The sequence below is a fragment of the Lysinibacillus sp. FSL K6-4013 genome (assembly GCF_038630435.1).
GTDB classification, from domain to species: domain Bacteria; phylum Bacillota; class Bacilli; order Bacillales_A; family Planococcaceae; genus Lysinibacillus; species Lysinibacillus boronitolerans.
Window position 1 is genome coordinate 1345260 of sequence record NZ_CP152031.1, and the last position, 21438, is coordinate 1366697.

Here is a 21438-nt window from a genome sequence, read left to right on the forward strand (position 1 = left end):
GGATGTCTGACCTTTATTTTTCGCATTTTTTTGGTAAAATAGAGTCATGAGATTAGGAGGCAACCATTATGAATAAACCATTTAACAAAATCCATGTTGTTGTCATGGATTCCGTAGGTATTGGTGAAGCGCCAGACGCTGCAAATTTTGGGGATGTTGGCGCACATACACTAGGACATATCGCTGAAAAAATGAATGGGCTTACAATGCCAGTAATGGAGTCATTTGGTTTAGCGAATATTGAACCATTGCATGGAATGCATGCAACTACTGACCCTAAAGCATACTACGGTAAAATGCAAGAAGCATCAGTTGGTAAAGATACGATGACAGGCCATTGGGAAATCATGGGACTAAATATTGATAAACCATTTAAAGTGTATCCAGATGGGTTTCCAGCGGAGCTAATTGATGAGCTAGAGAAACGTACAGGTCGAAAAGTGCTATGCAATCAACCAGCAAGTGGTACACAAGTGATTGAAGACTTCGGGAAGGAGCATATGGAAACAGGTGCGATTATAGTCTATACATCAGCCGATCCTGTTTTACAAATTGCTGCTCATGAGGAAATCATTCCACTAGAAGAGCTATATAAAATTTGCGAAATTGCTCGTGAATTAACATTACAGCCTGAATATTTAGTAGGTCGCGTCATCGCTCGACCATTTGTGGGGACACCTGGAAACTTTACTCGTACATCCAATCGTCATGATTATGCGTTAAAGCCATTTGGTCGAACAACGATGAATGTTTTGAAGGATGCGGGATTAGATGTCATTGCTATTGGAAAAATCTCGGATATTTTCAACGGTGAAGGTGTGACAGATTCTGTACGTACAAAAAATAATAGAGATGGTATGGATCAATTTGCAGAAGTTGTACGTCGTGACTTCCACGGTCTGAGCTTCTTAAATTTAGTAGACTTTGACGCCAATTTCGGTCATCGTCGTGATCCACTAGGCTATGGACAGGCATTACAGGAATTTGATGCACGTCTACCAGAAATTCTAGAGGCAATGTCAGAGGACGATTTATTAATTATTACAGCAGATCATGGCAATGATCCAACCTTCCCAGGGACAGATCATACACGTGAATATGTACCACTAATTGTCTATTCACCACGTTTCAAAGGTGGGGCGGAACTTCCGCTACGTGAAACTTTTGCTGATATTGCAGCAACGGTTGCAGAAAACTTTCATGTAGAAGCACCACCATTCGGTAAAAGTTTCTTACATGATTTGAAATAAGGGGGTTTTTTGTATGAATATGGTTCAATTGTTTGAAAAGAAAAAACAAGGATTAGAGCTTTCTCAAGCTGAAATTCAGTATTTTGTTGAAGGCTATACGACAGGCTCAATCCCAGATTATCAAGCAAGCTCTTTATTAATGGCGATACGTTTACTAGGTATGTCAGATGATGAGACATTTTATTTAACAAAGGCAATGATCGAATCAGGCGACGTCATTGATCTAACATCTATTGAAGGCTTCAAAATTGATAAACACTCAACAGGGGGAGTTGGTGACAAGGTCACACTTGTTGTTACGCCAATTATTGCTGCTCTCGGAATTCCTGTTGCGAAATTTAGTGGTAAAGGCTTAGGGATTACTGGGGGAACAATTGATAAACTTGAATCCATTCAGGGCTTTAAAACAGAGCTTTCATCCCAGGAATTCATTGATAATGTCAATCAGCATAAAATTGCAGTTGCTGGACAAACAGGTAATCTTGTACCAGCCGACAAAAAATTATATGCATTGCGTGATGTGACAGGTACTGTCGATTCTATTCCACTAATCGCCGCATCGATTATGAGTAAAAAAATTGCTAGTGGTGCCGATGGTATTGTACTGGATGTAAAATGTGGCTCTGGTGCGTTTATGAAGACGCAGGAAGAAGCACAGCGTTTAGCAGATACAATGACGGCCATTGGTGAAAAACTTGGCCGTAAAGTCATCGCACATATTAGTGATATGGATAATCCATTAGGGAAAATGATTGGTAATAAGCTTGAGGTAGTAGAGGCTTATGCCCTATTAAGTGGACGCTTGGAAGAAACGCATGAAGATTTGGTTGATGAATGTGTTGTCATCGCTTCCTTGATGTACCAAATTGCGGCTGGTGTGAATGAAGCGGAAGCGACAGCTGCTGTTAAGGGAGTGCTAGCAGATGGCTCTGCTGCTGCAAAATTCGAGGAGTTTATTGTGGCGCAAGGCGGAGTAGTCTCTGATATTGTTCAAAATGACACAGCTCATAAAGTAGCAGTGACAGCGGTTTCAGAAGGCACTGTGGAAACTATAAATGCTTTATTAGTTGGTGAAGCAAGTGTTAGTCTAGGCGCTGGACGTTTAACGAAAGAATCAAAGTTAGATTATGATGCAGGAATTCAGCTAATCGCCAAAAAAGGTGATCATGTTAATAATGGCGATACGATTGCTTATTTGTATTCAAATCAGCCAATTGACGAAGAGACAATTAATAAAATTCAGCAAGCTTATACAATTGCATAAAGATTATTAGCGAGAGCCCTCACTTATGAGGGTTCTCGCTTTTTTGTGTGTTCGATGAATCGCCAAAATTTAGAGCTCGATAGCGTTTAGAAATTGTTGATTTATCCCATACTGCACTTAACCTAAAAAGCTATAAGTATGTCGATTAGACACTATTTCGGAAGACTTTGCACTAGTTCTGTCAGCCGCAAGGATTCACCCTAAGGAATGTGGAATTGCACGAGGAGGAGGCGATGTTCATGCATTATCAATTAGAAATGGTCACAAGAGAGACAGTCGTTATACGTTTGTTTGGGGAGCTCGATCATCATGCAGTGGAACAAATTCGAGCGAAAATTTCTGCAGCAATTTTTCAAGGCACTGTGACGACCATCATTTGGAACTTGGAAGGACTATCTTTTATGGATAGTTCAGGAGTTGGTTTAGTGCTTGGTCGTATGCGTGAGCTAGAGGCAGTTGCTGGGCGAACTATATTATTGAATCCATCGCCAACAATGCGAAAAGTATTTCAATTTTCAGGGTTAGGACCGTGGATGATGGATGCAACAGAGGAACAAGCGATTGATCGCGTTAGGGGGATTGTAAATGGATAACGAAATGACATTAACTTTTTTGGCACTTAGTGAAAATGAAGCTTTAGCGCGTGTAGCTGTTACAGGCTTTATTGCACAATTAGACCCAACTATTGATGAGCTATCAGAATTTAAAACAGTTGTCTCAGAAGCGGTTTCCAATGCTATTATTCATGGCTATGAAGAAGATGGTAAGGGTATTGTGACAGTTCATGCTAAACGTGAGGATGATATTGTGACAGTATCTGTCATGGATAAAGGGATAGGAATTGAAGATGTTAGTCGAGCAATGGAGCCATTATTTACAACAAAAGGTATGATGGAGCGTTCAGGTATGGGCTTCACGATTATGGATAGCTTTTCAGATCAGCTAACAGTTATATCAAAATGGCAAGAAGGAACAACTGTAACATTCACGAAGAAATTCTACACAGTTCGCACAGCGGTAATGTGAGGTTAAGCCCGTGAAGCCGTTAGAACAGTCGTCCGATAAGCTATTGTCTCAGGAGGAAATGCGTGATTTAATTGCACGTGCACAGCAGGGCGATCATGAGGCTCGTAAACGAATGGTAGAAGGCAATACGAGACTTGTGTGGTCCATTGTTCAACGTTTTACAACGAGAGGTGTTGAGCTTGAGGATTTATTCCAGATTGGCTGCATTGGGCTCATGAAATCTGTGGATAAATTCGATTTAACCTATGATGTGAAATTTTCAACCTATGCCGTACCGATGATCATTGGAGAAATTCAACGCTTTTTAAGAGATGATGGCATGGTGAAGGTGAGCCGCTCTATTCGTGAGCTCAATTTTAAAATCCGCCATGCTACAGATGAATTTATTAAAAAGAACGAACATCCACCAACCATTCAAGAGCTTGCTCAGGTGCTTGGTGTGACAACTGAGGAAATTGTTACCGCATCCGATGCATTGAGAGACCCAGCCTCTCTTCATGAGCAATTGTATGAGAGTGAGGGGGATTCCATTACACTAATGGATCAAATGAAGGATGAAAAATCGGAGCAACCCTTTGACTATATCCCGTTGAAAGAAGTACTAACGAGACTTGAGCCAAGAGAACAGTCTATCATATATCTTCGCTATTTTTCAGATTGCACGCAAACTGAAATTGCAAATAGGTTAGGTATATCGCAGGTACAAGTATCCCGATTAGAGAAAAAAATCCTTGCCCAGCTGAAAAGTTGGATGGCAACAAGCGCAACAGTGGAGCAGGAAGTAATAAAAAAAGACATCTAAGAAAATGGTGACAGCATGACAAATAAATTATTTAACAGCTTAGAAGAAGCCGAAGATTTTCTTATAGAACAATTTGGTGACGGCGAATCGTTTGACGTTGGTATTAAACACTTATTTGTCAAGGATTTGCCGGTCCTTTGTGCATATATTAGTGGGCTTGTAGATGGAGAAGCTTTAACACAATTACTGTCTAGCATGCTTCCAGATGAGGACATTGAGATTGATGTAGAGGATGAGAAGGAATATTTTGAGTCCTATTTTAATTTCCATGGACGTTCAGAGGAAACAGAGCGTAAGGCCTATTTACTATCCATTTTGAGTGGACAAGTCACCTTTATTACTAAAAGTGGCTATTGCTATGTTGCAGAGCTTAGAAACTATCCAGGACGTTCTCCTGAAGAGCCAGATAATGAAAAAGTTATTCGTGGCTCAAGGGATGGCTTTACAGAAGGAATTTCTCAAAATACGGCTTTAATACGTAGACGAATTCGCAATAGTAATTTACGTTTCGAGCTACATAAAATATCCAAAATCGGTCAAACCGACGTGGCGATCGCGTTTATGAAGGATGTTGCCAATGAAGATATGCTCGAAAGTTTACGACAGCGTCTTGGACAAATCAATCATGATGGCTTGACGATGGCTGATAAATCATTAGAAGAATGGCTTTTTAAACAAAAGTTCCACCCAGTGCCATTTGTACGTTATACGGAGAGGCCCGATATTGCTGCAGCTCATCTACTTGAAGGGCATATAGCTATATTAGTCGACACTTCTCCATCCGTTATTTTAGTGCCTGTTACGGTGTTTCATTTATTACAGCATGCAGAGGAATATCGTCAGGCACCGACCGTAGGGACGTTTGTACGTTTTATGCGATATTTTGGCTCAGTTATGGGTTTACTTTTATTGCCGTTGTGGTATGTATTTGCAACGAATGAATCCCTACTTCCAGATGCCCTCTCCTTTTTAGGTACGGAGGAGAAATCGCATGTACCTTTATTGCTACAAATTTTGATTGCAGATATTGGCATTGAATTTTTGAGGATGGCCGCCATTCATACTCCGTCACCATTATCCACAGCGATGGGATTGGTTGCGGGGGTAATCATTGGTCAAATTGCAATTGATGTTGGATTATTCTCATCAGAGGTGGTCCTCTATACAGCAGTTGCCGCCATTCTTATTTTCATTATTCCATCCTATGAGCTCAGTATCTCCATTAAAATTTTTAGGTTACTGTTACTTCTAATGACGGGTCTCTGGGGTGTCAATGGGTTATTTATTGGTTTATTTTTATTGTTTACGTATTTATGTTCATTGCGACCAATGCAAGCACCTTATTTATGGCCGCTTGTTCCATTCTTTCCAACAGCGATGCTTCGTGTCATCATTCGTTTCCCAATGACTTCGGACGCACTAAGACCTTATGTAGTCGCTTCCAAACAGCGAAAAAGATCATAGGAGCCGTTGCACTCGTTTTTTTCATGTGATAAAGTTCACATATAGTATTTTGTGATTTTTGCAAAAATTATTTTCATTCAAGAAAAAGCAAGTACTATACATTTGTTTTTTTATGTGGATGGAAATAATTTCTTGATGGGATGGCTCTAAACAGTAAAGAACAATCCCCTATCAAGCCGTAAAAATAACAAGATGGAACGATGTGAAAAGGGAGAGATGCACATGCATTTATATGGAACACAAGCGATTTCTGAAAATGGTCATTTAACAATTGGACAGGTAGACACACTAGAGCTAGCAAAAGAGTATGGTACACCACTTTTCGTGTATGATACTGCACTTATTCGTAAGCGTGCGCGTAGCTTTATCGATACGTTTAAAAAACTAGGCGTAAAAGCAGAAGTAGCTTATGCTTCAAAAGCATTTGCATGTGTAGCGGTGTATCAATTAGCAGCAGAAGAAAATTTATCATTGGATGTTGTATCTGGTGGAGAATTATTTACTGCATTAAAGGCAGGTTTCCCTGCAGAGCGCATTCATTTTCATGGTAACAATAAAAGCAATGCAGAAATAGAGCTAGCTTTTGACTCCAAGATTGGATGTATTGTTGTAGATAATTTCTATGAAATACAGCTTTTGAAAGATATTTCGGAGCGCCGTCAGCAAAAAATGCGTATATTATTACGTGTTACACCAGGTGTTGAAGCACATACGCATGATTTCATCACGACAGGTCAAGCAGATTCAAAATTCGGCTTTGACTTAAACAATGGTCAAGCAGATGAAGCATTCCAACAGACATTTAACCATGAATTCCTAGAGCTACTTGGCTTACATTGCCATATTGGCTCACAAATTTTTGATACTGCTGGTTTTGGCTTGGCTGGAGAAAAATTGATTGACAAAATTTCTGATTGGAACAAGACTCACGGATTTACATGTACTGTGTTAAACTTAGGTGGGGGCTTTGGTATTCGTTATACTGAAGAAGATGCACCGCTTGAACCACAAGTATATGTAGAGGATATGATTACAGTTGTCAAAAATAAAGCAACTGTTCTTGGACTGAAGATGCCGGAAATTTGGATTGAACCAGGTCGATCACTTGTAGGTGATGCAGGAACATCTCTTTATACAATCGGTTCACAAAAAACAGTGCCAGATGTGCGAAAATATATTGCTGTTGATGGCGGTATGAGTGATAATATCCGTCCCGCATTATACGACGCTAAATATGAGGCAATCATCGCAAGTAAGGCGAACGAGCCGAAAGATGAACTCTATACAGTTGCTGGTAAATTATGTGAATCTGGCGATAAATTAATTATTGATGCTAAACTACAAGATGCTGCTTCAGGTGATGTGTTAGCCATCTTCTGTACAGGTGCGTATGGGTATTCGATGGCTAGTAACTATAATCGTGTGCCAAGACCTGCAGTTGTATTTGTAGAGGATGGACAGCATCAACTAGCTATTCGCCGCGAAAGTTATGAAGATATTGTGCAAAACGATCTCCCGCTAACTTTAAAAAAGGGTGAGTAAATTTGAGGAAAAATAAGAGGGTATTACTAGCGTCCATTACAACATTTATTTTATTATGGGGCGTAGTCTATTGGGTGTTGGCGTCGAAAGGTATTCTCGGACCTGGTTCGTAAGACAGAAATTGGCTTGCGGTAAAAGTACAAATCGTGTAGGATAGTCAAAGATTATGTACAGCTAGAAAAAGAGGGAATAGACAAATATGTTAATTCGATATAAAAAAGCTTTAGAGAAAATAGCAATGGGGCTACTTTCATTTATGCCTAACGAAAAAGACGTAAAAAAGCTTACAGAAACCATCCACTCCTATGAAAATGACGATAATTGGGTTTTATACTTATGGAAAAAGAATGATGAATATGTTGGCATTGTAGGGCTTGTTGTTGATGAGCATAATATAGCCACAATCCAGCACGTGTCGGTGATCCCTTCCTATAGGGGAGAGGGAGTAGCAACTGAGATGCTTCAAGAAGTGGCAGAAATTGGCCAATATGAAAGTGTGCGTGCTACAGATGAAACACGCAGTTTTGTTCAAAAATGTATTCATTGTATCGATGAAAAAGCAGACGATTAACAACGTCTGCTTTTTCTTTGTTTGCTTTCTTGTCGCTCTGCAAGAATATGTGAGCGATCTCGAAGCATATGTTTATGAAGAAGATAATTTGAGCTATTTGATGGCAAAAGCTTTATACGTGCTAGCGCTAAATCCAGCAAGTGAGGTGAGAGAGGGAGCTGGAAAGTTTGAAAGGACTTGCCCGTTTTAATCAAAGTGATAGCTTTTGCTATTTGTGTTAGGAGTTCAGGATAATCAATTTCTTGGAAAAAAACATGCCCTTCATTTACTTGAAAATTATGAAGTGCTTTTTCTAAAATTCGTTTAGCACCAGTATTGTTACCACGTCGCCAATGATAGAAGCCTGTTGCCAGCTGTACATAGCCGACAAGCGGATGCGTTTTATCACCAGGAGCAATTTCCTTCCAATATTCCTCTAGCACTTCATGGCATTCAAAAAAATCTTGATTGCCATTAAAATAAGCACAGTAATCTATAAATAAAGTATGATGCTGTGGATGCATTTTGGACTCCTTTCCACTATACTAAAAGAACATAGAATCTCAGGGTGGTAAAATAATGTCTTATGAAGTAAAATTAGAAGCCTTTTCAGGGCCTCTTGATTTATTATTGCATTTAATTCACAGATTGGAAATTGATATCTATGATATCCCAATGGCTGAAATTACACAACAATATATCGACCATATACATGCAATGCAAGTACTGGAGTTAAATGAAGCAAGTGAATATTTAGTAATGGCAGCAACGTTGCTGGCAATTAAAAGCCGCATGTTATTGCCAATTCACGAAGGAGAGATGGAGGACGCAGAATTAGAAGTGGACGGCCCTGACCCTCGTGAAGAATTGGTGCAACGCTTAATCGAATATAAAAAGTACAAGGAAGCAGCAAGTAATTTGCAAGAGCTTGAAACAGACCGAGCTCAGGTATTTACGAGGCCACCTGCTGATTTAACAGGATTAGCCTCAGAAGAACAGATGGCTTTATTTGATTTGAATGTGAATATCTATGATATGCTTGGAGCATTTCAAAAATTGATGCGTCGCAAAAAATTAAAGAAACCATTAAAAACAACTGTAGCAAGGCAGGAACGATCAGTAAAAGATCAAATGCGTTCTGTTGTGGATTCTTTACGATTAACAGGTGGACGTGCATCGTTTTTCGAGCTTTTTCCCTATGAAGATAAGCCAACACTTATTCTAACGTTTGTATCCCTTCTTGAACTGATGAAGCGTCAGGTCGTCATCGTAGAGCAAGATGGTAACTTTGAAGAATTAATGGTTACCTTACAGAAGGAGGAATGGGAAGATGACGAAAACATTGATGTTACAGAGTAAAATTGAAGCCTTATTGTTTGTTGTGGGAGATGATGGCTTAACGATTAAACAACTCTCACAACTTTTAGGAGAACAGGAAGAGCTGATCCTTCAAACAATGAATACATTGAGAGAAGCCTATGAAGAAGATTTAGCAAGAGGAATTACGGTGAAAGAAATTGCAGGCGTCTATCAGCTCATTACAAAATCTGAGTTTGCCGATACGATTCAAAGATTAGTAGAAAATCCAACGGCACAATCCTTATCTCAAGCCTCCCTCGAAGTGTTGGCAATAGTGGCATACAAACAGCCCATTACACGTGTAGCGATAGAAGATTTGCGCGGTGTCAAGTGTGAACGCCCAATCCAGACGTTAGTTTCACGAGGATTAATTAAAGAGGTAGGTCGGTCAGAAGGGACTGGACGTGCCATCTTATATGGAACAACAAAAGAATTTTTACATTATTTTGGCTTAAATAGTATAGAAGAAATGCCTCCTCTACCTGAAGAGGACCTTGCTGAAACAGAACAAGAAACAGATTTATTTATGACAAAATTCCAAGAGACATTTAGCGGGGCAAAATAATGGTTAGGTATAATGCGTTGCCTTCAACATAAATATAAATCTATAAATTCCTATCACATTGAATAAGGAGTGGCTCGTTGCTTCGGTTATTTCGTTTAACACTGATCATGATTATTGTGTTAATGGTCATGCTTCCTCAAACTAGTTTAGCAAGAGGAGGAAGCGGCTATGCTGTCTTAGATGGCGATACAGGACGGATTTTAATAGGGTCCAATAGCGATGAACGATTACCTATTGCTAGTTTAACGAAAATTTGGACAGCACTTGTGGCAATTGAAAATAGTGACTTGCAGGAAGAAGTCGTCATATCTCCGAAGGCTGCTATGGCTGAGGGGAGTTCTATTTACTTACAGGCTGGTGAAACGGTGACAGTTGAAACGTTATTGTATGGCTTAATGCTACGTTCAGGCAATGATGCTGCAACAGCTTTAGCCGAACATGTAGGGGGATCTGTCGAGGGCTTTGTCAAATTAATGAATGAAAGAGCCGTTATTGCAGGTCTTACTAATACCGTCTTTATGAATCCTTCTGGTCTTCATCATGATGAGCATTTATCGTCTGCAAGAGATACTGCGGAGATGTTAAGACTTGCTTTGCAAAATAAAACATTTGAGAAAATTGCTTCAACGGTACTTTATCGGGCAAATACAGTAAACGGAATGCTATGGGAAAATAAACACCGTCTATTAAGAGAAGGTTCAGGAATAGCAGCAGATATAGATGATGAGACAGAGCAGCCTGTTAGTTCCTTAAAGTCAGCCACTGGTACTGCATTTGCTGGAAAAACAGGCTTTACTAAAGTTGCTGGACGAACACTTGCAACGGCCTTTCAAAAGGATGGGCAAACCTGCATTGTCGTCACATTAAATGAATCAGATGATTGGAATGTACATCGAGGCTTATCCAATAAAGTATGGCAAGATTATAGTCTTGAAACAGTAGTGAAGAAGGGTAAATACAATGTCAATAAAAAGTTGGCTATTCGTTTACAAGAGCCTATTCGACTCCAATTAAATAAAGAGGAAAAAGAACAAGTGAGGCAAGTATTACATGTTTCAAGGAAACGTCAAGAAGCAGTCCTGTCGATCTTTTTAGGGGAAGAACGTATTTATGCAACGCCAGTAAAAGTTGAATCAGCGGATCGTTAAAAACGATTTGCTGATTTTTTACATTATTTGATTAATTAGTGTTAAATTTGGTAGAATGATAATGAAGATAGAATTCTTAATTTTCGAAAAAGGGGTGAGGAAATTGAGGAATGCTTCTATGGAAAGTAAAGGTAGACAAATTCAATTTGGGCTAATAATTGTCTTATTCTTATCAAGTTTAATTGTCCCTGTCATTCTACTATATCCAATTCAAGAGATGCTATATCGACCTAATGAATTTTATTATTTTGCACCTTATTTTAATGCTTATATTATCTTTATGGTCTCTTTATTTGTTATGGCCCTCGTACTACTAATCAATTATTTGATCATACCTAAAACGAAAAAAAGAAAGAATATTCAACGTGGTCTAGTGTCTGCTTCCTTATTAATTGCCTTAGGTTTTATCGCATTAAGCTTTAATACTTATAAATGGATAGATTCGAGAGGTATTCATATGAATCCATTTTTTAGTTTAAAAGTAAATTTTGTCGAGTGGGAAGAAATAGTGAAAGTTGAGCAGGTTAATCTAGAAAAAAGTGGAGTGACAAAGCCTGATCATCTGGTTTTTACATTTCAAGACGGTTCAACAATGGAGGAACCTTTGGCAGGCAACATGATACTGGCTAAAAACTATATAGCCAATGAGTTAAAGCAACGTGGCCTAACAATTGAAAATGTATACAAATAAAAGCTGCCGAATGGTAGCTTTTTTTCTGTCAAAATAAACATTATACAATCGATTCGCATGATTACCAAATGAGTATACTGCTAGTAAACAAAACAAAATCTCGGTTCAAATGTTAAGAAATTAGCGAATGAGAAATTATTTGGAATACTCAAATAAAAAATGTGAAATTTGTTTTTCTTTAATAATGTCTAAAAGTATGACATAATTTTCACAGATTAGCGGGAAAAATAACCCTATTCATTGGATCGAAATCGAATGATGACGAACGTGTCAATGTGAAAGAAAACTAGAGGTGAAAAAAATGGAAAGATTACAAAAGGTCATTGCCTATGCAGGCGTTGCGTCAAGGCGCAAGGCAGAGCAATTGATTTTAGAAGGTAAAGTTAAAGTAAATGGTGTAGTGGTTCGTGAGTTAGGAACAAAGGTATCTAATTCCGATACAATTGAAGTAGAAGGTGTAAAACTAGAAAAAGAAGATAAGGTATATTTCTTACTTTACAAACCACGTGGAACAATTTCTGCAGTTACAGATGATAAAGGACGCAAAACTGTCACAGATTTATTTCATCATATTCCGCAACGTATTTTCCCAGTTGGTCGTCTTGATTATGATACATCTGGATTATTGCTATTGACAAATGATGGGGAATTTTCCTATATGTTGACACATCCGAAATTTAAAATTGACAAAACCTATATCGCTCGTGTCAAAGGTGTGCCAACAATTGAAGGGCTTAAAAAGCTTCAACGAGGGATCAAATTAGAGGATGGTAAGACAGCACCTGCTAAGGTAAGCATGACATCTTTCGATGAAAAAGCGGGCAAAGCTATTTGTGAAATCACGATTCATGAAGGGCGCAATCGTCAAGTTCGTCGTATGTTTGAAGCGATTGGAACACCCGTTGTCAAATTAAAACGCGAACGCTTTGCTTTCTTAGATTTATTTGGCCTTGCTCCAGGAGAATACCGTGAATTATCAAAGCATGAAGTAAAGCAACTACGTGTGTTAGCAGAAACAGGAAAGCTTGATTAATGCAATTTTGCCAGAAGAAAGTGTGGATACCACAAGAGGTATTTGGATGTTTACACTTTCTTTGTGGTGAAATCGTTCATAAATCATTCATAATTAATAGCTAAGTGTTTTTGTATCATTTTGCTATAATAGGTGAGAATAGTACACCTAGTAGCAGTTTGTTCAAAAAAGCTGTAACACATTTAATCCGGTATTGTTGACGTCAATGTGAAAGAAGCTTTTACATACTTATAGACGTATAGAGCATGAAAAAGTTCTATTTGTCTCTTCCTTATGTAAAAGCAAACGCAAGCCGTAATTGATAGGGGGTTTATTAACTTGGAGAAAAAGAAAAAACGTCTTGTACTGCGAACTGTCATTTTAGCTGTGTTAGCGTTGGCAATCGGGTACACAGTATATGGAACAGCAACAAAGGAAAAAGTAGAGTTAGTAGCAGTAGGCTCTGAGGCACCTGACTTCACGTTAGTAGATTTAAACGGTGAAAAACATAAATTGTCGGATTATAAAGGGCAAGGGGTATTTTTAAATTTCTGGGGAACTTGGTGTAAGCCTTGCGAGAAGGAAATGCCTGCGATGGACAATCAGTATCAAGAATTTAAAGATCATGGTGTACAAACATTAGCTGTCAATATTGCTCAAACAGATTTTGAAGTACAGAATTTTGTCGATCGATATGGGTTGTCATTTCCAGTAGTTATCGATAAAACAAAAAGTGTTATGACTGCTTATAATGTAGGTCAATTACCTGCAACAGTGCTAATCGATCCAGAAGGCAAAGTGGCCAAAATTATTACAGGTGAAATGACGGAGAAGGATATTGCTTCGTACATGGAATTAGTGAAGCCAAATAAGGAGTAAATGACGATGGAAAAAATCATTTGTGCTTGTGGTCATAGTAATCCATACGGCACGAAGCTTTGTGAGAAATGTGGTCGTCCTTTAACCGAGGAAGAAAAACAAAATAAGGTTGTTGATATGCGCTATGATGGTATGGCCATTCGCTCCAAAACATATAACAAATCATTTGTTGATAAAATATGGAATTTCTTCTCAAGTGTTAAAGTTGGTATATCCTTAATTATTATCACATTAATTGCTGCTTCAGTCGGAACATTACTACCACAAGAGTTTTACGTAAAAGCTTCTGATATGGAGAAGGGGGCTTACTACGCAGACGTATATGGTACATTCGGTAAAATCTATTATACGTTGGGGCTTTCGGATTTATATAGCTCATGGTGGTTCCAGATTTTGGTTGGTATGCTAGCGGTATCAATTATAGTGGCAAGTCTTGACCGAGGCATTCCACTTTATAAATCATTAAAGAATCAACGTGTTAAAAGACATGAAAGCTTTATGAAGCGTCAGCGCATTGTTGCAGAAGGACAAGTGTCAGCCAGTGCGGAGGAAACGCTTGATAAAGTGGCTCAAAAAATGACTGAGATGAAGTATTCTGTTCGTCGAGATGGTAGCGCTCTCTTAGCTGAAAAAGGACGCTTTTCTCGTTACGGTCCGTACATAAACCATGTAGGTCTCATCATTTTTTTAGGTGGTGTCATGCTACGTCTAGTCCCAGGATTCTATGTTGATGAATCGATATGGGTGCGTGAAGGTGAAACACGAGCTATCACTGGAATGGAAGGCTATTTCATTGAAAACCGTGATTTTATTTTAGAAACACATGATAATACACCTCAAGGCGAGCAAGTTAAACAGGGTGTGAATGTAGTGGCTAAAAACTTCCAGACCGATATTACACTATACAAGCAACCTGAAGACGCATTACCAGGTGATACGGAAAATCTAGAAAAAGTAAAAGACTATTCCATTCGTGTAAACCATCCTTTGAAAGAAGATGGCTTTGCGCTTTACCAGATGGATTATCGTCTAAATGAATTAAAACAAATGAACTTTGAATTAATTAATAAGACAACAGAGAAATCATTAGGTAAGGTAGAGATTGATTTAACAAATCCTAAAAAGGAATATGATTTAGGGAATGGTTCATCCGTTCAAATTCTTGTCTATACACCTGATTTTGATGGATTTGAAAATGGTGAACCTCAGACTAAAACGTCTATTCCAAATAATCCTGCATTTTTATTTAAAATGACTACACCAGAAACACCTGAAGGAGAAGTAAGCTTTGTTGAAATTATGCAGCCTCCTTTAGAACCACTTGGTGAAAATAAATATAGAATGAAATTTGCTAGTGCAGAAATGCGTGATATGTCAGGTATTACAGTACGTAAAGATAGTACCATCCCTATTCTGTTTGTTGGTGGTGTCATCTTTATGATCGGTGTTGCGATTGGCTCTTACTGGAATCATCGTCGTCTATGGCTTCAAGTGGAACCAGACGGCCGTGTGTTAATGGCTGCCCATGTCAACAAAAATATGTTCAGCATGAAAAAGGATTTAGATGCTGTTACAACATTTGCTGCATTGCCTCCATATATAGATCAGTTAGAGAAAGATGAGGCTAGCGAAGAGTCCACAAATGGTGGCATTAAAGAAAAGGAAGGTGACAACACCTTATGAGTTTGATTGACATAAGTGGAAACTTACTATTTGTAGCATTTATTGCTTATCTAGTAGCGACATTATTATTTGGTGGTTCAATTAAGCAAGCGAATGCTACTGGTAAAAATACTGATAAATGGGGCAAGCTTGCCATTGTGGTTACCATTATTGGTTTCCTATCACAGCTTAGCTATTTTATTACGCGTTGGATCTATACAGGACATGCGCCAGTAAGTAACATGTTCGAATTTACAACTGCCTTTGGTATGTTCATTGTCGGCGCGTTTATCTTAATTTATTTTATTTATCGTTTGACTGCACTTGGATTAGTGGCATTGCCAGTTGCGCTTTTGATCATCGCTTATGCAGCAATGTTCCCAAAAGAAGTAAGCCCGTTAGTGCCTTCTTTACAAAGTCATTGGTTAACAATTCACGTTATTACAGCTGCATTAGGACAATCTATTTTAGCGATAAGTGCTGTGGCAGGACTTATTTACTTATTAAAAGTAGTTGATTTAACAAAGCCTTCTAAACAACGTTTTTGGTTAGAGGCCGTTATGTACTGTCTTGTAGTAGTTGTTGGGTTTGTTGCAGTTACATCTACATTTAGTGCGATGGATTATGAGTCTAGTTATAATTATGTGGATAAAGAAGGAACTACTCGTAAAATTATTTACAATTTACCTCCAGTATTCGGTATGAATGAATATGAAGTGATAGAAGAACATGGCATGTCGCCATTAGTAGAAATGCCAGCATTAATTAATGCGAAAAAATTAACAACTGTTGTTTGGTCATTAATGGTAGGATCTGTGTTGTATTTATTAATTCGTTTAATTGCTCGCCGTCGAATTAGTGCCATTTTCCAACCACTTGTTAAACGTGTCAATTTACAATTACTTGATGAAATTGGTTATCGTTCAGTGCTGATTGGTTTCCCTGTATTCTCCCTTGGTGCTTTAATCTTTGCGATGATTTGGGCACAAATTGCTTGGAGTCGTTTCTGGGGTTGGGATCCAAAAGAAGTATGGGCTCTTATTACATGGTTATTCTATGCAGCATTCCTGCATTTACGTCTATCAAAAGGCTGGGAAGGTCGAAAATCTGCTTGGTTAGCATTAATTGGTTTCGGGATTATTTTATTCAACCTAATTGCTGTTAACTTAATTCTAGCAGGTTTACACTCCTACGCGTAACCTGTGAAGCAACAAGCCTTTTCGCTGTAGCGAAGAGGCTTTCTTTTCTTTTCAATATGTGTCACACCATGTACAATAGAAGTTAGAGAAAGATTGGAAGAGAGGGATCGTGAAAGTGTCAGAAAATATTTCAGTATTAGTAGTAGATGACGAGGATCGTATTCGCCGCTTATTAAAAATGTATCTTGAGCGTGAAGGATACCTTGTTGACGAGGCCGAAAATGGTGAACAAGCGATCGAGAAATCTTTAGAAAAAGAGTATCACTGTATTTTACTTGATATTATGATGCCTGAAAAAGATGGGCTAGAAGTGTGTGCGGAAATTCGAGAGCGCGCAGCAACACCGATTATTTTATTAACTGCCAAAGGCGAAGAAGCGAACCGTGTACAAGGGTTTGAGCTTGGTGCAGATGACTATATTGTAAAACCATTTAGTCCTCGTGAGGTTGTGCTACGTGTGAAGGCTATTTTACGCCGTTCACAGGCTTTCTCACCAACGACAAATGCGTCTTCTTCAAAAGATTTAGTGGTGTTCCAACATTTAATGATTGATCATGATGCACACCGTGTGACTGCAGAGGGCATTGAGGTTAATTTAACACCGAAAGAGTATGAATTGCTTTACTTTTTAGCGAAATCGCCAGACAAAGTATTTGACCGTGAACAACTACTAAAAGAGGTATGGCATTATGACTTCTTTGGTGATTTACGTACAGTGGACACACATGTAAAACGTTTACGTGAAAAGCTCAACCGAGTTTCTGAAAACGCTGCTAAAATGATTGTGACGGTTTGGGGCGTTGGATACAAATTTGAGGTTGTCAATGAATAGAATATGGAATAGTGTTGTCGGGAAGCTATGGGTAACCATATTGCTTCTCGTTTCATTTGTATTATTTGTTTTCACGGTGTTAATGCTTGAATTTCTTCAAAATTACCATATGCAGCAAGCAGAAATTTCATTGCGGCAAACAGCTGCAACGGTAGCAAGTATAGTAGATGACAATGAAACAGCCGAATCTACCTCGGAATTATTAAAAGATATTTTACCTACAGGGACCAATGCATTGATCGCTATCAGTCATGTTGAAGTGTCCTTTGCGATGCAAGAAGGTGTCAATAAAAAAGAAATACAAGATACCATTTTAGCCAATAAATCTTTTCATGAAGTGTTTCAATCAGATGAACCGATTATTAAAGAAATGATGATGCCTTCTTCAACTGATCAAGAAAAGATGGAATCTTATGTCGTACTTGGTTTTCCGCTAAATGTTGAAAATGCAGTACATGGAGCTGTCTTCATCTATCAAAGCCCTGATGCGCTACATAAAACGTCTAAGGAAACAACGAAAATTGTCTTTTTAGCAGCCTTCATAGCATTTGTGTTGACGACATTCTTCGCATTTTTCCTTTCTTCACGTATTACTTCGCCATTGAGAAAAATGCGTGAATTGGCTTTTGAAATCGCGAAAGGGAATTTTGAAGCGAAAATGCCTACTACCCAAAATGACGAAATTGGTCAGCTTGCCGTTGCCTTTAACCAAATGGGCCGTCAATTAAAGCATAATTTAGAGGTCATCAATCAAGAAAACGAACAGCTTTCTAATATTTTGACATCTATGACAGATGCTGTGATTACATTTAACCGTGATCGTACAATATTATTAAGTAATCCACCAGCAGAACGGCTAATGCAAAAGTGGTTTGTGAATAAAGGCTCACAAAGTGCTAAACCTATCCCGCCAGAGCTGTATCATATGCTTGATCATGTGCTGATGTTTGAGGATAAACTAGAAGAGGAAATTGAAATGGACGGCAGCTATTATACGTTTACTATTAGTCCCCTTTATAGTGGTGAAATGATACGTGGCGCTGTGGCTGTTATTCGTGATATGACTGAACAACATCGCTTAGAAAAACTTAGATCCGATTTTATAGCCAATGTCTCTCATGAGCTACGGACACCGATTGCCATGCTTCAAGGTTACTCGGAAGCATTGATGGATGATGATTTTATTCAGGATCAGGAAGAGCGTAATGAGATTACCAAAATTATTTATGATGAATCGAAGCGAATGGGCCGTCTTGTGACAGATCTATTAGATTTAGCACGCATGGAATCAGGGCATATGACGCTATATAAAGATGAATTACCGATTAACTCTACATTCGAACGAATTACACAAAAATTTGCGCAGGTAGCAAAAGAAAAGCACGTTCGTCTGCAATTTGACAGTGAATTTAATGACGAAGCTATGATTAATATAGATGAGGATCGCATTGAACAAGTGCTTACAAATTTAGTTGACAATGCCCTTAGACATACAGATGAAGGGTCTGTGACTGTAAAAGTAGAGCAGGAGCCGACATTTGCTAAAATATCTGTCCAAGATACAGGACACGGTATTCCTCAAGAGGACTTACCCTATGTCTTTGAACGTTTTTATAAAGCCGATAAGGCACGTACTCGTTCCAAGGGTGGAACTGGTCTCGGCTTAGCCATTGCTAGAAATATTGTGAAGGCACACTCAGGTAATATAATGGTAGACAGTGTGCTGAAAGAGGGTACGACCTTCACGTTTTATTTACCGTTCGATTAATAACATGTATTGCTATTAATTGGCTGTAACTTCTATGAATGTAAGACGACAAATATTATAGAACGGGGGTGGAGTGCTTTGAATGACTCCGTGTTCCATCGACTATACGATGCATATCACCAAGACGTGTTTCAGTTTTTAATATATTTAGTAAAAAACCGTACACTTGCCGAAGATTTAGCACATGAAGTTTATGTACGAGTGTTGCGCTCGTACGATCAATTTGCAGGGAATAGTAGTGAGAAAACTTGGCTATTTGCTATTGCCAAAAATGTAGCGATTGATCATTTTAGAAAGCAAGCTGTACGCCAAAAGCATTCACATGATTTCTTTGACTGGGAAACGGAACAGCTCCATTCAACCACACCATCACCGGAAGATATGCTACAGGCCAGTGATGAATTTATGCAGGTAGAATCAGCACTTGAAAACTGTACAGGCGACCAAAAAATGGTCATTATTATGCGCTATTTTCAGGACTTATCAATTGCAGAAACAGCGCAAATACTAGATTGGACAGAAGCTAAGGTAAAAACCACCCAGCATCGAGCCATTAAATTTTTAAGGCAACAGCTACAGCCGATTAGAGAACAGGAGGCGAAACGGCAATGACGCATAAGCCATTTGATGATGAACAGCTTGAACATGTATTGAACAATGCCCCTAAGCTTTCTGACCGCCGTTCAAAAGAAGAAATATTAAATCGGTTAATGGCAGATGCTCGCTTGCAGGATAATAGTCACCTTCAAGAAGCGATACAACAACCTATAGAGAATGAAGAAGCACAACAAGAAAGTAAACCTTTGATTCAAGATGAACAACCATCACGATTTAAGTTCCGAAAAATGTCGATTTTTACGAGTATAGCAGCTGTTCTCGCGTTAACGGTGCTCGTTGGCTCCATGGTCATGAATAATAACGCTAGCCAAAAAGATCTAGCTAGTACACCGGAAACGGCTAATTACTCTACATTACAGGAAGATCGTTCTGCTAAAGAGGCCGCTACCCAGGATGAGGCACTTCAATCCAGTATTGTAGCGGAGCATGAGCGTATGTTATCTTTACGGTCATCAGTCTATGAGGAAGATGTGAAAGATGCTGTCGTTTTTCGTATTGGTTTGGCAGGACGTGATGCAGAAAGTGTACCAATGACATATGTTATACCAAATGAGCGTGTAGCAACTGATTTTGGGACGCAAAAACCTTCTACTTTACAGATGTATGAGAAATATGCTCCTCAAATTGATGAAGAAGCCAAAGGGTTTACGGATTATCATCCTTTTAAGGGTGAACTGAAGGAGAAAGATGACAAGCTTGTCCACGTTTTACCAAAGGACAATAACTATGATGTTGCTTCAGCTACCGTTAATGAATACAAAGGTACTTTAGAGGATACATTCTCGGATTCTGAATATACGGAAGTTGAGATTCAAAATGAAGATGGCACACCTTATGAGTTTTCTCAAGAGGGTGAGCCAAGCCAAGCCATGTCATTAACAAACGCCAAACATTTTAATTATTATTTATACCAAGATGGTAATGGGGCAGAATATCTATCACCAGATTTCCGTCAAACATTTGCTAATGTTACAGAGGCACTTACATTAATGAAAAACAAAAATGATGATGTTTATGTAACAGTTGTTCCTGAAAATGTGACATACACGGTGAAAGAGGAAGCAGAAGGTGTAGTCGTTACATTCGATATCCCTTTAGATTTAGCATCGATGGAGCCAATTCGCGCTACCCAACTGATTGAGGCTATGATGTTAACTGCTGCTAGCTTTGACCAACAATTACGCTTAGATAATGTGGTCCAAGAAAGCTGGGAAGGATTCGATTTTAAAACGTATTTGCCAAAGCCTGTGGGGCCAAATAAACAATATATGCCTTAGACAAAATCAAAAATGGAGCATTCCTGTAACATGGAATGCTCCATTTTTACAATACATACAAATCTAATCGGATTTTTTTTAAGCAGAACTATTTACTTTTTCTTGATAATTAATTATAGTAAGGTTGTAGTATAAAATAATATGATTCATCTTCGGGGCAGGGTGAAAATCCCGACCGGCGGTAATAGAGTGGTGAACCGTTAATGTTTTTCATTAACTCGAATGGTTTATGCTTCGCTCTTCAGCCCGCGACCTGTGCAAATTTATTTGCATGGCTGACTTGGTGTGATTCCAAGGCCGACAGTTAAAGTCTGGATGGGAGAAGATGGAGGTACGATCGTCATTCATTGTTATGAAATGAACTATGACCGAGCGCTTTTTTTGTATGACTTTTTAAACAGTGCTTAAAAATAGTTTATGTTGACGCTTATTCGTCATGCCTTTCTCCCTTGTGCTTTTCATGCATAAGGGTTTTTTCATGCTAACAATTGAAAGATCGTCACCTTTCTTCTTGCGAGATTGAATCAGCA

Annotated in this window: 21 protein-coding genes and 1 riboswitch; of the genes, 20 read left to right on the plus strand and 1 reads right to left on the minus strand. The window is 38.7% G+C overall.

From position 1 onward, the window contains the following. Positions 1-68: 68 nt before the first annotated feature. The 8 genes from deoB to MHB39_RS06425 all read left to right on the plus strand — a co-directional run bounded on the left by deoB (position 69) and on the right by MHB39_RS06425 (position 7919). Positions 69-1250, plus strand: coding sequence for a phosphopentomutase (gene deoB, locus MHB39_RS06390; RefSeq protein WP_016992981.1), 1182 nt, complete (start codon positions 69-71; stop codon positions 1248-1250). Between the two features lie 13 nt (positions 1251-1263). Continuing rightward, positions 1264-2514, plus strand: a complete 1251-nt coding sequence (locus MHB39_RS06395; protein ID WP_342546035.1) for a thymidine phosphorylase — start codon at positions 1264-1266, stop codon at positions 2512-2514. A 239-nt stretch (positions 2515-2753) separates the two neighbouring features. After that, positions 2754-3107: an anti-sigma F factor antagonist gene (gene spoIIAA, locus MHB39_RS06400; RefSeq protein WP_004232181.1), complete on the plus strand. Its 354-nt coding sequence runs from the start codon at positions 2754-2756 to the stop codon at positions 3105-3107. Continuing rightward, positions 3100-3540: an anti-sigma F factor gene (spoIIAB, locus tag MHB39_RS06405; protein ID WP_016992986.1), complete on the plus strand. Its 441-nt coding sequence runs from the start codon at positions 3100-3102 to the stop codon at positions 3538-3540. The genes spoIIAA and spoIIAB overlap by 8 nt, the downstream gene beginning before the upstream one ends. Before the next feature lie 10 nt (positions 3541-3550). Continuing rightward, complete coding sequence (gene sigF / locus MHB39_RS06410; RefSeq protein ID WP_009370709.1) at positions 3551-4342, plus strand: RNA polymerase sporulation sigma factor SigF; 792 nt, start codon at positions 3551-3553, stop codon at positions 4340-4342. 15 nt (positions 4343-4357) lie between these two features. Continuing rightward, a complete protein-coding gene (locus tag MHB39_RS06415; RefSeq protein ID WP_036080156.1) occupies positions 4358-5806 on the plus strand; it encodes a spore germination protein in 1449 nt (482 codons plus the stop codon). Positions 5807-6028: 222 nt separating this feature from the next. After that, a complete protein-coding gene (gene lysA / locus MHB39_RS06420) occupies positions 6029-7348 on the plus strand; it encodes a diaminopimelate decarboxylase (RefSeq protein WP_036080153.1) in 1320 nt (439 codons plus the stop codon). A gap of 199 nt (positions 7349-7547) precedes the next feature. After that, entirely contained in the window at positions 7548-7919 is a 372-nt protein-coding gene (locus tag MHB39_RS06425) for a GNAT family N-acetyltransferase (protein ID WP_016992990.1), read from the plus strand. On the opposite strand, the gene MHB39_RS06430 is transcribed toward MHB39_RS06425, so the two are convergent. Further along, positions 7916-8422 (minus strand): DUF309 domain-containing protein, encoded by a 507-nt coding sequence (locus tag MHB39_RS06430; RefSeq protein ID WP_258860299.1) that lies wholly within the window; start codon positions 8420-8422, stop codon positions 7916-7918. The two genes, MHB39_RS06425 and MHB39_RS06430, sit on opposite strands and share 4 nt — an antisense overlap. Before the next feature lie 55 nt (positions 8423-8477). On the opposite strand from MHB39_RS06430, the gene MHB39_RS06435 reads away from it, so the two are divergent. From MHB39_RS06435 to MHB39_RS06490, 12 genes are all read left to right on the plus strand, one after another. Beyond that, positions 8478-9257 (plus strand): segregation/condensation protein A, encoded by a 780-nt coding sequence (locus MHB39_RS06435; protein WP_016992993.1) that lies wholly within the window; start codon positions 8478-8480, stop codon positions 9255-9257. Further along, on the plus strand, positions 9229-9822 hold the full coding sequence (gene scpB / locus MHB39_RS06440) for an SMC-Scp complex subunit ScpB (protein ID WP_016992995.1): 594 nt from the start codon (positions 9229-9231) through the stop codon (positions 9820-9822). Before MHB39_RS06435 ends, scpB begins: the two co-directional genes overlap by 29 nt. Positions 9823-9899: 77 nt before the next feature. After that, positions 9900-10970: a serine hydrolase gene (locus MHB39_RS06445; RefSeq protein ID WP_258860300.1), complete on the plus strand. Its 1071-nt coding sequence runs from the start codon at positions 9900-9902 to the stop codon at positions 10968-10970. Positions 10971-11073: 103 nt separating this feature from the next. After that, entirely contained in the window at positions 11074-11661 is a 588-nt protein-coding gene (locus tag MHB39_RS06450) for a hypothetical protein (protein ID WP_339280660.1), read from the plus strand. Positions 11662-11962: 301 nt separating this feature from the next. Then, on the plus strand, positions 11963-12694 hold the full coding sequence (locus tag MHB39_RS06455; RefSeq protein ID WP_004232209.1) for a pseudouridine synthase: 732 nt from the start codon (positions 11963-11965) through the stop codon (positions 12692-12694). 318 nt (positions 12695-13012) lie between these two features. Beyond that, complete coding sequence (gene resA, locus MHB39_RS06460) at positions 13013-13552, plus strand: thiol-disulfide oxidoreductase ResA (RefSeq protein ID WP_004232210.1); 540 nt, start codon at positions 13013-13015, stop codon at positions 13550-13552. Between the two features lie 6 nt (positions 13553-13558). Beyond that, positions 13559-15235 (plus strand): cytochrome c biogenesis protein ResB, encoded by a 1677-nt coding sequence (locus tag MHB39_RS06465; protein WP_016995171.1) that lies wholly within the window; start codon positions 13559-13561, stop codon positions 15233-15235. Next, positions 15232-16413, plus strand: coding sequence for a c-type cytochrome biogenesis protein CcsB (ccsB, locus tag MHB39_RS06470; RefSeq protein ID WP_016995170.1), 1182 nt, complete (start codon positions 15232-15234; stop codon positions 16411-16413). The genes MHB39_RS06465 and ccsB overlap by 4 nt, the downstream gene beginning before the upstream one ends. 115 nt (positions 16414-16528) lie before the next feature. Continuing rightward, positions 16529-17245 carry a response regulator transcription factor gene (locus MHB39_RS06475; protein WP_004232215.1) on the plus strand — a complete coding sequence of 239 codons (717 nt, stop codon included), beginning with the start codon at positions 16529-16531 and terminating at the stop codon, positions 17243-17245. Next, positions 17238-19013, plus strand: coding sequence for an ATP-binding protein (locus MHB39_RS06480; RefSeq protein WP_016995169.1), 1776 nt, complete (start codon positions 17238-17240; stop codon positions 19011-19013). Before MHB39_RS06475 ends, MHB39_RS06480 begins: the two co-directional genes overlap by 8 nt. 57 nt (positions 19014-19070) lie before the next feature. Next, positions 19071-19625 carry an RNA polymerase sigma factor SigX gene (sigX, locus tag MHB39_RS06485; RefSeq protein WP_081011069.1) on the plus strand — a complete coding sequence of 185 codons (555 nt, stop codon included), beginning with the start codon at positions 19071-19073 and terminating at the stop codon, positions 19623-19625. Then, positions 19622-20908, plus strand: coding sequence for an RNA polymerase subunit sigma (locus tag MHB39_RS06490; RefSeq protein ID WP_342546037.1), 1287 nt, complete (start codon positions 19622-19624; stop codon positions 20906-20908). The genes sigX and MHB39_RS06490 overlap by 4 nt, the downstream gene beginning before the upstream one ends. 144 nt (positions 20909-21052) lie before the next feature. After that, positions 21053-21239: riboswitch (FMN riboswitch) on the plus strand. The last annotated feature ends 199 nt before the right edge of the window (positions 21240-21438 follow it).